Origin of the sequence: Pseudomonas beijingensis (genome assembly GCF_030687295.1) — a bacterium.
Classification (GTDB): Bacteria; Pseudomonadota; Gammaproteobacteria; order Pseudomonadales; family Pseudomonadaceae; genus Aquipseudomonas; species Aquipseudomonas beijingensis.
Map to the genome: position 1 here is coordinate 2,991,125 of NZ_CP117425.1, position 12,024 is coordinate 3,003,148.

Consider the following 12,024-nt stretch of genomic DNA (forward strand, 5'->3'; position numbering starts at 1 on the left):
CTCCCACAGGTTTTGCTCCCACGGAATTTGCTTCTTCAGGCTTGTGTACATCTGCTGTAACGATCCGCCATTGGCGCCTCGGCCTTATCCGGGTCTATGTTTTTTTCAGCTCGACTCAAGGACTGAGGAAAACCGCGCCATGGACACGTTCATCGAAATCTGCACGGCCACGCCCAGCGATGCCGGCATCATCAGCCGGATCGCCGAACGCTCCATACGGATCGGGTGTGCCGCCGAACACCGCAACGACCCCACTATCGTCGCCGCCTGGGTACGCAATAACACCCTTGCGCATATCCACCCCTGGTTGGCCGACCCACGCTTGCGCCTGACCCTGGCACGTTTGCAGGGGCGGCCGGCGGGTGTCGCCATGGCCTCGGCCAGTGGCCGGATCGCCTTCTGCTATGTACAACCGGAGTCCTTCCGCCGCGGTGTCGGCCAGGCGCTGGTGCGGGACATCGAGGCCTGGCTGCGCGGGCGCGGGGTGGCCCGGGTGCGTCTCAACAGCACCCGTAGCAGCCAGGCGTTCTATCGACACCTGGGCTTCGAGCAAAGCGCTGACGCCTTCGCCGTCGGCGGGGTCAAGGCCATCGCGATGCACAAGCCACTGATCGCGCCACTGGCGAAAGTGCTGCCCGCGAGTAAATCCGTCCGTGGCTGATGCGTTTCCACAACAGGAAACCTGCATGTGCGCCCCGACCGGATGCGCACCTGCCCGGTGTGTCGTTTTGGGTCACTACGTACTGCGGGGTCGAGAGATGTCAGTCGCCAACAGCCTTATCGAAGCACAGCCGGCCCGGGTCAGCCCGGTGCCGGCCGAGACGCTCTACCAGTTCAATGAATCACCACTGCTGGCGCGCCAGAGTCGGCAGGAATCCAATGCCCGCAGCTATCCACGGCGGATACCCCTGGCCCTCAAGCGCGCCAAGGGATTGTATGTCGAGGACGTCGAGGGCCGTACCTTCATCGATTGCCTGGCCGGCGCCGGCACGCTGGCGCTGGGGCATAACCACCCGGTGGTGATCGACGCGATCCAGCAGGTGCTGGCCGATGAACTGCCGTTGCACACCCTGGACCTGACCACACCGGTCAAGGACCGCTTCGTCCAGGATCTGTTCGGTCTGTTGCCGATAGAGCTGGCCGCCGAGGCGAAAATCCAGTTCTGCGGCCCCACCGGTACCGACGCGGTGGAAGCCGCCCTCAAGCTGGTGCGCACCGCCACCGGACGCAGCACCGTGCTGTCGTTCCAGGGCGGTTACCACGGCATGAGCCAGGGGGCATTGAGCCTGATGGGCAGCCTGGGGCCGAAGAAACCCTTGGGCGCCTTGCTCAGCAGTGGTGTGCAGTTCATGCCATACCCCTACGATTACCGCTGCCCGTTCGGGCTGGGCGGTGTCGAGGGCGTCAAGGCCAACCTGCATTATCTGGAAAACCTGCTGAACGACCCGGAGGCCGGCGTGCAATTGCCGGCGGCGGTCATCGTCGAAGTGGTGCAGGGCGAGGGCGGGGTCATTCCCGCCGACCTGGACTGGCTGCGCGGCTTGCGACGGATCACCGAGCAGGCAGGGGTGGCGTTGATCGTCGACGAAATCCAGAGCGGCTTCGGCCGTACCGGCAAAATGTTTGCCTTCGAGCATGCCGGGATCATCCCGGATGTGGTCGTGCTGTCCAAGGCCATCGGCGGCAGCTTGCCGCTGGCGGTGGTGGTTTACCGCGAGTGGCTCGACACCTGGCTGCCGGGCGCTCACGCCGGGACCTTCCGTGGCAATCAGATGGCCATGGCCGCCGGTTCCGCAGTCATGCGCTATCTGCGTGAGCACGACCTGCCGGCCCACGCCGCCGCCATGGGCGAACGCTTGAGCGAGCACCTGCGCATCCTGCAGCGAGACTTCCCGCAACTGGGCGATATCCGCGGTCGCGGGTTGATGCTTGGTGTTGAACTGGTAGACCCGGCGGGCAAGCCGGATGCCCTCGGTCATCCGCCGGTGCATGCACAGTTGGCGCCACGGCTGCAACGCGAATGCCTCAAGCGCGGGCTGATCCTGGAGCTGGGCGGCCGGCAGGGCGGCGTGGTGCGGTTCCTGCCACCGTTGATCATCACCCGGGCGGAAATCGACCGGGTCGCCGAGATTTTCGGGCGAGCCCTGCATGCGGCGGTCACCGACAGCTAATTTTCACCCGGCCCCGTACGTTCCTTTCATATCCTGGCTGCGTATGCGACGCAGCGAACCTCGAGCAAAGATGGAGAGACACCCATGACTTCAGTATTCGACCGCGAGGACATCGTCTTTCAGGTCGTGGTCAACCACGAAGAACAGTATTCGATCTGGCCGGACTACAAGGCCGTCCCCGAGGGCTGGCGCACCGTTGGCAAAAGCGGCTTCAAGAAGGAATGCCTGGCCTACATCGAAGAAGTCTGGACCGACATGCGCCCGCTGAGCCTGCGCAAGAAGATGGAGGAGCAGGCGGCTGCGGTTCATTGAATGTAGAACCTGTGGCAGCAAGGAAGCTTTCCACAGGATGGCTGCGGGAGGATGCAAATCCTGCAGTCACATCGGAACCCCTGTGGGAGCGAGCTTGCTCGCGATGGCGGCGGATCAGCAACATCGATGCCGGCTGACACGCCGCCATCGCGAGCAAGCTCGCTCCCACAGGGACGGCCGGCGGTACCAGCTATTGCCCAATCAAAAAATCAATCAACGCCCGTGCCGCCGCTGGCAATTGTCGATGGGGCGGGTAGATGATCGAAAACGGTCGGCTGCGCCCGCCAACGTCCTCCAGCAACGCCACCAGTTCCCCACGCTCGATTCGCTCCCGGACAATGAAGTCATAGGTCTGGCAGATCCCCATCCCGGCCTGAGCCAGGGACACGATGCCCAATACATCGTCGGACACTTGCACATTGCCCGTCGGCAGCCATTCTCGATCTTCCTGATTTAAGCGAAACAGCCAGGGTGCGATGCGTCCGCTGCTGGGCATCACGAAGGGCAGGCAAGCGTGGGCAGCCAGTTCATCGAGGTGCCGGGGCGTTCCGGCGCGTTCCAGATACTGCGGCGCAGCCACCAGGCAAAGGCGGGCGTCTTCGAGTTTGCGCCCGACCAGCCCGCTGTCCGGCAGCGGCCCAAGGCGGATTGCCAAGTCATACCCCTCAGCGACCAGATCGACATTGCGGTTGGTGATGCTCAGTTCGACCCGAACTTGCGGGCACGCCTGGGCGAAACGCGACAGCAGCGATGGCAGGCGGTAATGACCGTAGGTGGTCGGTACGCTCAAGCGCACGCGTCCGGTCAAGACACCGTCCTGGCCCTGGATTCGCCGCTCGGCGTCGTCAATCAGGGCAAAGGCCGAGCGCGACTGTTCCAGGTACAACGTGCCGGCATCGGTCAGGTTCAGCCGCCGGGTCGTGCGTCGCAACAGTTGCACCCCGAGCCGGGCTTCGAGGCGGGAAATGGCGCGGCTCAGGACCGAAGGTGTGGTGCCCAGCGCCACGGCTCCGGCGCTGAGGGTGCCTTTCTCCACGACCGTGACGAAGGCCTCCACGTCGGCCAGATGATCGAATCGACGGGGCATTGTTGCCTCCAGGGGCCAAGTGATGTTCCGGAGAACAAGTTTATCGCCGGTAAGCGCATCAATACAGTGAGCGCATCTTTTCTCGAAGCGTTCTGGAGTCATCATGAAAAAGCTCACGACCTTGGCAACATCTGTCGTTCTGGCAGGCATCAGTGTCGCGGCCCATGCCGATAACGTGCTGGTGGTCCTGTCCGATTCCGATCATCTGGATTTGAAAAATGGCCAGGTCTTCTCCACCGGGTTCTACCTCAACGAGCTGCTGCAACCGGTGAAACTGTTGCTGGATGCCGGTCACCAGGTGACGTTCGCGACGCCCGAAGGCAAGGCGCCGACGCTGGACCGGTCCTCGGTGGACAAGATGTATTTCAATAACGACTCGGCGGAGCTGGAGCGCTATCAGGCGTTGCTGGCGCAGTTGAACATCACGGCGGCCAAGGACTCGCCGGTGATCAGCCTGGCCCGTGTCGAGCAGATCGGCCTGGAGCAGTTCGACGCCCTGTACATCCCAGGTGGGCATGCGCCGATGCAGGATTTGCTGACGAGCGCACTGTTGGGGCGGGTGCTGACGCACTTCCATGACAAGGGCAAGACCACCGCGCTGGTTTGCCACGGGCCAATCGCGCTGCTGTCGACGCTGCCTGATGCCGAGGGTTTCGTGGGTCAGTTGGCCGCCAAAGGCCAGGCCTCGGGCAAGGCCGACTGGATCTATGCCGGGTACAAGATGACGGTGATCAGCAATCAGGAAGAAGAGCTGGCCAAGGGCCTGCTGGGCGGCGGGAGCATGAAGTTCTATCCGCAAACCGCGTTGGAGCAGGCGGGAGGGCACTACAGCAGCAACACCTCGCCGTGGACGTCCCATGTGGTGACGGATCGGGAATTGATCACGGGCCAGAACCCGGCGTCGGCGCTGGCGGTGGGGCAGGCGTTGGTCAAGCGTCTGAAGCGCTGACCCAGGAACACCACCGATTTCCCTGTGGGAGATCCTCCTGTGGGAGCGAGCTTGCTCGCGATAGTGGCGAATCAGCAACATTGATGCCGGCTGACACTCCGCAATCGCGAGCAAGCTCGCTCCCACAGGTTTTAGTGGTGTGGCGGTTTTATTTGAACCGCCGCTCCACCCCTTTCTCCACCAGGATCTTCGCCGAAATCTCTTCCACGGAAAAATGCGTGGAGTTGATATGGGGAATGTTCTCCCGCCGGAACAGGTTTTCCACCTCGCGCACTTCGAACTCGCACTGGGCGTAGCTTGAATAACGGCTGTTGGGCTTGCGCTCGTTGCGGATCGCGGTGAGGCGGTCCGGGTCGATGGTCAGGCCGAACAGCTTGTGCTGGTGGGCGCGCAGCGCGCTGGGCAGTTGCAGGCGCTCCATGTCGTCTTCGGTCAGCGGATAGTTGGCCGCGCGGATGCCGAATTGCATCGCCATGTACAGGCACGTCGGTGTCTTACCACAACGCGACACGCCCACTAGGATCAGGTCGGCCTTGTCGTAATAATGCGTGCGGGCGCCGTCATCGTTGTCCAGCGCGAAATTGACCGCCTCGATCCGCTCCATGTAGTTGGAGTTGTGGCCAATGGAATGGGACTTGCCGACCGAGTAGGAGGAATGCTCGCTCAGCTCCTGTTCCAGGGGCGCCAGGAAGGTGGAAAAAATGTCGATCATGAAACCATTGGACGTTGCGAGAATCTCACGGATGTCCTGATTGACGATGGTATCGAAGATGATCGGGCGGAAACCGTCGGTTTCGGCGGCTTTATTGATTTGCTGTACCATGGCCCGCGCCTTGTCGACGCTGTCGATGTACGGACGTATGAATTTGGCGAAGGTAATGTTTTCGAACTGTGCCAACAGGCTTTGGCCTAGCGTTTCGGCCGTGATGCCGGTGCCGTCGGAGATAAAGAAAGCAGATCGTTTCATTTGCGCCTTGGGCCTTAAGCTAGTGAGCTAGTGACGATTCTTGGATATGATAGGCGCGATTTGCCGGCCGCCAGTGGCCTGCATTCTCACTTATTTTCCAGGTCCAGGCCATATCGCCGGCAAGCGCTCCCCTGGAGCCGCCGGTGCCTTGAGCTTTTCCAACACAGTTAGTGGAGAGATCACCTTGGTAGAGTACGTAGTTTCCCTCGATAAGCTCGGCGTCCATGATGTGGAGCATGTGGGGGGCAAGAACGCATCCCTGGGCGAGATGATCAGCAACCTCGCCGGTGCCGGCGTATCGGTGCCAGGTGGCTTCGCCACGACCGCCCAGGCTTATCGTGATTTCCTGGAACTGAGCGGCCTGAACCAGCAGATCCACGATGCGCTCGATGCCCTGGACGTCGATGACGTCAACGCCCTGGCCAAGACCGGTGCCCAGATCCGCCAATGGATCATGGAAGCCGAGTTCCCCGAGAAACTGAACGCCGAGATCCGTACCGCTTTCGCCAAGCTATCCGAAGGCAATCCCGACATCGCCGTCGCCGTGCGCTCCTCGGCCACCGCCGAAGACCTGCCGGATGCCTCCTTTGGCGGTCAGCAGGAAACCTTCCTGAACATCCGTGGCGTGGAAAACGTCATCCGTGCAGCCAAGGAAGTCTTCGCCTCCCTTTTCAACGATCGTGCCATTTCCTACCGCGTGCACCAGGGCTTCGACCACAAATTGGTCGCCCTGTCCGCCGGTGTGCAGCGCATGGTCCGCTCCGAAACCGGCACCGCCGGCGTGATGTTCACCCTCGACACCGAGTCGGGCTTCCGTGACGTGGTGTTCATCACCGGCGCCTACGGCTTGGGTGAAACCGTCGTGCAAGGCGCGGTGAACCCGGATGAGTTCTACGTTCACAAAGGCACGCTGCAAGCCGGTCGTCCGGCCATCCTGCGCCGCAACCTGGGCAGCAAGGCCATCAAGATGATCTACGGCGACGAAGCCAAGGCCGGTCGTTCGGTGAAAACCGTCGATGTGGACAAGGCCGAGCGCGCGCGTTTCTGCCTGAGCGACGCCGAAGTCAGCGAGCTGGCCAAGCAGGCGATGATCATCGAGCAGCACTACAAGTGCCCGATGGACATCGAGTGGGCCAAGGACGGTGACGACGGCAAGCTTTACATCGTGCAGGCCCGCCCGGAAACCGTGAAGAGCCGTACCCAGGCCAACGTCATGGAGCGTTACCTGCTCAAGGAAACCGGCACTGTGCTGGTGGAAGGCCGTGCCATCGGCCAGCGCATCGGCGCGGGCAAGGTGCGGATCATCAAGGACGTCTCGGAGATGGACAAGGTCCAGGCCGGCGACGTACTGGTCTCCGACATGACCGACCCGGATTGGGAACCGGTGATGAAGCGCGCCAGCGCCATCGTTACCAACCGCGGCGGGCGTACCTGCCACGCGGCGATCATTGCCCGTGAACTGGGTATTCCGGCTGTTGTGGGTTGCGGTAACGCCACCCAGCTGTTGAAAGACGGCCAGGGCGTGACCGTTTCCTGCGCCGAAGGCGATACCGGTTACATCTTCGAAGGGGAACTGGGCTTCGACATCAAGAAAAACTCCGTCGATGCCATGCCGGACCTGCCGTTCAAGATCATGATGAACGTCGGCAACCCGGACCGCGCCTTTGATTTCGCACAGTTGCCGAACGCCGGCGTGGGCCTGGCCCGCCTGGAATTCATCATCAACCGCATGATCGGCGTGCACCCCAAGGCACTGCTGAACTACGACGGCCTGCCCCAGGACATCAAGGACAGCGTCGACAAGCGCATTGCCGGCTACGACGACCCGGTCGGCTTCTACGTCGAGAAACTGGTGGAAGGCATCAGCACCCTGGCGGCGGCGTTCTGGCCGAAAAAGGTCATCGTGCGCCTGTCGGACTTCAAGTCCAACGAATACGCCAACCTGATCGGCGGCAAGCTCTACGAGCCGGAAGAAGAGAACCCGATGCTGGGCTTCCGTGGTGCTTCGCGCTACATCAGCGAATCGTTCCGCGACTGCTTCGAGCTCGAATGCCGCGCCCTCAAGCGCGTGCGCAACGAGATGGGCCTGACCAACGTCGAGATCATGGTGCCGTTCGTGCGGACCCTGGGCGAAGCGAGCCAGGTCGTCGACCTGCTGGCGGAAAACGGTCTGGCCCGTGGCGACAACGGCCTGCGCGTGATCATGATGTGCGAGCTGCCGTCCAACGCCATCCTGGCTGAAGAGTTCCTTGAGTTCTTCGACGGTTTCTCCATCGGTTCCAACGACCTGACCCAATTGACCCTGGGCCTGGACCGCGACTCCGGGATCATCGCCCACCTGTTCGACGAGCGTAACCCGGCGGTCAAGAAGCTGCTGGCCAACGCCATTGCCGCTTGCAACAAGGCCGGCAAGTACATCGGCATCTGCGGCCAGGGCCCTTCGGACCACCCGGACCTGGCCAAATGGCTGATGGAGCAGGGCATCGAAAGCGTTTCGTTGAACCCGGACTCCGTGCTGGAAACCTGGTTCTTCCTGGCTGAGGGTCAGGCTGCGGTCTGATTGAGTGAAGGGGCCTCGCCGGTAATGTAAGGCGGGTAACCTTTGTGGGAGCGAGCTTGCTCGCGATAGCGGAATGTCAGCCAAGATTGTTTTTGCTGATCCACCGCAATCGCGAGCAAGCTCGCTCCCACAGTCGTCTTTTTTTGTGCAAGAAGATTATGCAAAGCAGCAGCAACCTCTTTCCTGTCGCCTTGATCAGCGCCGAGCGGCGCGGTGATCTGAGCGAAGATGTCTATCGCTTGAAACCCGGCAACAGCCCGGACGCCAGTGTCGAACTGGCTGTCACCCGATTGGGCATGGCCGACGCCGGTGAAACCCGTGGCGTCCCGGTGATTCTGTTGCATGGCAGTTTTTCCAACCGGCGCTTCTGGTACTCGCCCAAGGGCCTGGGCCTGGGGGCGTACCTGGCACGCCTGGGGTTCGATGTGTGGATTCCCGAGATGCGCGGCCACGGCTTGTCCCAGCGCAACCAGGGCTATCGCAACAATCGTGTGGCCGACTATGCCCGTTACGACTTGCCGGCCATTGGCGCCTTCGTGCGTGAGCAGAGCGGGCAAGTGCCCCACTGGATCGGTCATTCGCTGGGTGGCATTACCCTGGCGGCAGCTTTGGGCGGCCACTACCTGGGTGAGCCCGCGGTGGCGTCGGCGGCGTTTTTCGGCACCCAGGTCAGCCGCACCTACTGGCCGCTGAAGATCCCGCCGGTGGAATGGAGCGGTCGCTTCATTCTCAAGCGTTTTGCCCAATTGTCCGGTTCAAGGCTCAAGCGCGGCCCCGAGGACGAACCCATCGGCCTGGCCCTGGAAAGCATGCGCTGGTACGGCCTGTTCGGGCGTTTCGGCGATGCCGAGAAAAACTGGTGGGCCGGGTTGGCCGATGTCCAGCTGCCAGTGCTGGCGGTGAGTGCAGCCGGCGATCACCAGGACCCGACCTGGGCGTGCCGCAAACTCTTCGATCAGATCGGTTCCGCGCACAAGCAGTTTGTCTGCCTGGGCCGGGGACAGGGCTTCAGTGACGATTTCGGTCACGTCGAGATGCTGGTCAGCAAAGCCGCTCACCTTGAGGTCTGGCCGTTGGTGGCCCGTTGGCTCGAGGATCAGCAGGCACCCTTGCTGGGCGAACAGCCCCAGCTGGCCGAGGCGGTTTGAAGCGAAGGCTCTGACAAGGGCATTTCGCTCTGGTCGGCTTGCGGCTAAGATATGACGCGTCTAGCGGTTCCAGTCACAAACGGTTGCTCATTCAGTCTGACGTTCCAGCCTTTCAGGAGTTGTTCGATGAACCATTACCTCACGCCCGACCTGTGCGACGCCTACCCGGAACTGGTGCAGGTGTTGGAACCGATGTTCAGCAATTTCGGTGGCCGCGACTCCTTCGGTGGCGAAATCGTGACCATCAAGTGCTTCGAGGACAACTCGCGGGTCAAGGAGCAAGTTGAACTCAAAGGCAACGGCAAGGTGCTGGTGGTCGACGGCGGCGGTTCCCTGCGTCGGGCACTGCTGGGGGACATGCTGGCGGAAAAAGCCGCGAAAAATGGCTGGGAAGGGCTGGTGATCTACGGTTGCATCCGCGACGTCGATGTCATCGCCCAGACCGACCTCGGGGTCCAGGCCCTGGCCAGCCATCCGATGAAAACCAACCGGCTCGGCGTCGGCGAGCTCAATGTAGCGGTGACCTTTGCCGGCGTGACGTTCCGCCCGGGTGAGTATGTCTATGCCGACAACAACGGCGTGATCGTTTCGCCAAGCCCGCTGAAAATGCCTGAATGAAGCACCACTGCCATAAGGGATGAGGATGTTCGAGGAAGAAAACGCGCAATGGGGGCTGGTGCATGCCCTGGTGCTGGATGGTAAAGGCGGCGCGCGTTCCATAGCCCGGACCGAACTCGACGATTTGCAGTTGCAGGCCCACGAAAGCCTGTGGCTGCACTGGGATCGCAGTCATCCGCAAACCCACACCTGGCTGCGCAAATCCAGCGGCTTGAGCGAATTCAACTGCGACCTGCTGCTCGAAGAGAACACGCGGCCGCGGTTGTTGCCGTTGCCCAATGCCGAGATGCTGCTGTTCCTGCGGGGGATCAACCTCAACCCGGGCGCCGAACCTGAAGACATGGTCTCGGTACGGATCTTCGCGTCCGCCCAGCGGGTGATCTCCCTGCGCCTGCGGCCGTTGCGCGCTACCGATGAATTGTTGGCGCAACTGGCTGAAGGCAAGGGGCCTGAAAACGCCTCTGAGCTCATCCTTTATATGGCGCAATACCTCACCGACAAGGTGCAGGACCTGGTCACTTGCCTCTCGGAAATCGTCGATGGCGAGGAAGAAAAACTCGACGCCGACGAACGGTATGCACCCGAGCATGACGCCATTTTGCACATCCGTCGAAGGGCCGCCGGACTGAAGCGTTTCCTGGCACCACAACGGGATATTTTCGGCCAGATGTCGCGGATCAAGTTGCCATGGTTCCTGGAGGAAGACGGCGACTATTGGAACGAATTGAACAACAGCCTGACCCGTTATCTCGAAGAGCTTGAATTGACCCGAGAGCGCGTGGGGCTTGTGCTGGAGGCTGAAGACCGGCGACTTTCGGTGCGCATGAACCGCACCATGTACCGCTTCGGCATCGTCACCGGGATTTTCCTGCCGATGAGTTTTCTCACCGGTCTTTTGGGTATCAACGTCGGCGGCATTCCGTTCTCCGAAAGTCCCTACGGTTTCATGGTCGCGTGCCTGCTGATGATCTGCGTGGCGCTGGGGCAGTGGTGGTTGTTTCGCCGCTTGCGCTGGGTGTGATGGGGTTTCATGTGACCCGACCAAATGTGATCGCGTCTTCCACAGACATCACGAGAGGTGCGTATGCACGATCCGTTTGAACAGTCTTTGCGCGACATGCTCAAGGCTTCGCCGTCCAGCCGGGACGACGACGCGTGCTTGGGGCGTGTACTGAAAACCGCCAACCGCCAGGTCGGTGCGGGCGATCTGTTCAGCCTGCTGGGCCGTTGGTTGCCCGCGCTGATGATCGCCCTGAATAATGGATCGGCCCATGTCTCGCCGGTTTCCCGCCGTAAACCTGTTGCTCGCACCGCTGATAAGGCTGATTGAATATGGAACTTGATCTCTGGACCCAGAGCCTCGTCACGGCAATGACTGCGTTGTGGACCAAGGTAGCTAACTTCATCCCGAACCTCTTCGGCGCGCTGGTGGTGCTGTTGTTGGGTTTTGTCGTGGCCAAGTTGCTGGACACGCTGCTGTCCAAGCTGCTCGCCAAGCTGGGCCTCGATCGCCTGATGGGCGGCACTGGCCTGACCAAGCTGCTGTCCCGTGGCGGCATCCAGGTACCGATCTCGACCCTGGTCGGCAAGATCGTGTACTGGTTCGTCTTGCTGATTTTCCTGGTTTCCGCAGCAGAATCCCTTGGCCTTGAGCGAGTTTCGGCTACGCTCGATATGCTCGCATTGTATTTGCCGAAGGTTTTTGGTGCCGCGCTGGTGTTGCTGGTCGGTGTCCTGCTGGCGCAACTGGCCAATGGGCTGGTGCGCGGTGCGGCCGAAGGCGTCGGGCTGGACTACGCCGCTGGCGTGGGGCGTATCGCCCAGGGCCTGGTGATTATCATCAGTATTTCGGTGGCGATCAGCCAGTTGGAGGTCAAGACTGACCTGCTCAACCACGTGATCGTGATCGTATTGATTACCGTTGGTCTGGCGGTTGCGCTGGCAATGGGATTGGGAAGCCGGGAAATCGCCGGTCAGATTCTTGCGGGAATCTATGTGCGTGAATTGTATGAGGTTGGGCAACAAGTGCGTGTTGGCGAGGTCGAAGGCCAGATCGAAGAGATCGGCACGGTGAAAACCACATTGCTGACCGAGGAGGGCGAGCTGGTGTCGCTTTCCAATCGGATCCTGCTGGAACAGCATGTGAGTAGCCGCTAACCCGGCAAACCCTGCTAATGTATGCCGCCGCGAAATGCCTGCTACCACAGGCTGT

At 61.4% G+C, this 12,024-nt stretch carries 12 protein-coding genes; 10 read left to right on the forward strand and 2 right to left on the reverse strand.

Annotation, left to right across the window (positions count from 1 at the left end):
* Positions 1 to 139: 139 nt before the first annotated feature.
* From PSH84_RS13555 to PSH84_RS13565, 3 genes are all read left to right on the forward strand, one after another.
* Positions 140 to 661, forward strand: a complete 522-nt coding sequence (locus tag PSH84_RS13555; RefSeq protein ID WP_305470341.1) for a GNAT family N-acetyltransferase — start codon at positions 140 to 142, stop codon at positions 659 to 661.
* A 97-nt stretch (positions 662 to 758) separates the two neighbouring features.
* The gene (locus tag PSH84_RS13560; protein WP_305483054.1) at positions 759 to 2,171 is read left to right on the forward strand and encodes an aspartate aminotransferase family protein; all 1,413 of its coding nucleotides are present in this window, start codon (positions 759 to 761) and stop codon (positions 2,169 to 2,171) included.
* Between the two features lie 84 nt (positions 2,172 to 2,255).
* Positions 2,256 to 2,483, forward strand: coding sequence for an MbtH family protein (locus PSH84_RS13565; RefSeq protein ID WP_014337323.1), 228 nt, complete (start codon positions 2,256 to 2,258; stop codon positions 2,481 to 2,483).
* Positions 2,484 to 2,673: 190 nt separating this feature from the next.
* Here PSH84_RS13565 and PSH84_RS13570 read toward each other — a convergent pair whose 3' ends face one another.
* Positions 2,674 to 3,570, reverse strand: coding sequence for a LysR family transcriptional regulator (locus tag PSH84_RS13570; RefSeq protein WP_122567881.1), 897 nt, complete (start codon positions 3,568 to 3,570; stop codon positions 2,674 to 2,676).
* Between the two features lie 103 nt (positions 3,571 to 3,673).
* On the opposite strand from PSH84_RS13570, the gene PSH84_RS13575 reads away from it, so the two are divergent.
* Positions 3,674 to 4,519, forward strand: coding sequence for a type 1 glutamine amidotransferase domain-containing protein (locus PSH84_RS13575; protein WP_305483055.1), 846 nt, complete (start codon positions 3,674 to 3,676; stop codon positions 4,517 to 4,519).
* A gap of 148 nt (positions 4,520 to 4,667) precedes the next feature.
* Here the strand turns inward: PSH84_RS13575 and ppsR are convergent, their stop codons facing one another.
* Positions 4,668 to 5,486, reverse strand: a complete 819-nt coding sequence (gene ppsR, locus PSH84_RS13580; protein WP_003199510.1) for a posphoenolpyruvate synthetase regulatory kinase/phosphorylase PpsR — start codon at positions 5,484 to 5,486, stop codon at positions 4,668 to 4,670.
* A 184-nt stretch (positions 5,487 to 5,670) separates the two neighbouring features.
* Between ppsR and ppsA the strand changes: the two genes are divergently transcribed.
* From ppsA to PSH84_RS13610, 6 genes are all read left to right on the forward strand, one after another.
* On the forward strand, positions 5,671 to 8,046 hold the full coding sequence (gene ppsA / locus PSH84_RS13585) for a phosphoenolpyruvate synthase (RefSeq protein ID WP_305483056.1): 2,376 nt from the start codon (positions 5,671 to 5,673) through the stop codon (positions 8,044 to 8,046).
* Positions 8,047 to 8,204: 158 nt separating this feature from the next.
* On the forward strand, positions 8,205 to 9,194 hold the full coding sequence (locus tag PSH84_RS13590; protein ID WP_122567884.1) for an alpha/beta fold hydrolase: 990 nt from the start codon (positions 8,205 to 8,207) through the stop codon (positions 9,192 to 9,194).
* 126 nt (positions 9,195 to 9,320) lie between these two features.
* Positions 9,321 to 9,812: a ribonuclease E activity regulator RraA gene (rraA, locus tag PSH84_RS13595; RefSeq protein WP_122567885.1), complete on the forward strand. Its 492-nt coding sequence runs from the start codon at positions 9,321 to 9,323 to the stop codon at positions 9,810 to 9,812.
* A gap of 25 nt (positions 9,813 to 9,837) precedes the next feature.
* The gene (gene cmaX, locus PSH84_RS13600; protein WP_122567886.1) at positions 9,838 to 10,833 is read left to right on the forward strand and encodes a divalent cation transporter CmaX; all 996 of its coding nucleotides are present in this window, start codon (positions 9,838 to 9,840) and stop codon (positions 10,831 to 10,833) included.
* A gap of 63 nt (positions 10,834 to 10,896) precedes the next feature.
* Complete coding sequence (locus PSH84_RS13605; protein ID WP_122567887.1) at positions 10,897 to 11,142, forward strand: CrfX protein; 246 nt, start codon at positions 10,897 to 10,899, stop codon at positions 11,140 to 11,142.
* Between the two features lie 2 nt (positions 11,143 to 11,144).
* Positions 11,145 to 11,969 carry a mechanosensitive ion channel family protein gene (locus PSH84_RS13610; protein WP_003199523.1) on the forward strand — a complete coding sequence of 275 codons (825 nt, stop codon included), beginning with the start codon at positions 11,145 to 11,147 and terminating at the stop codon, positions 11,967 to 11,969.
* Positions 11,970 to 12,024 lie beyond the last annotated feature (55 nt).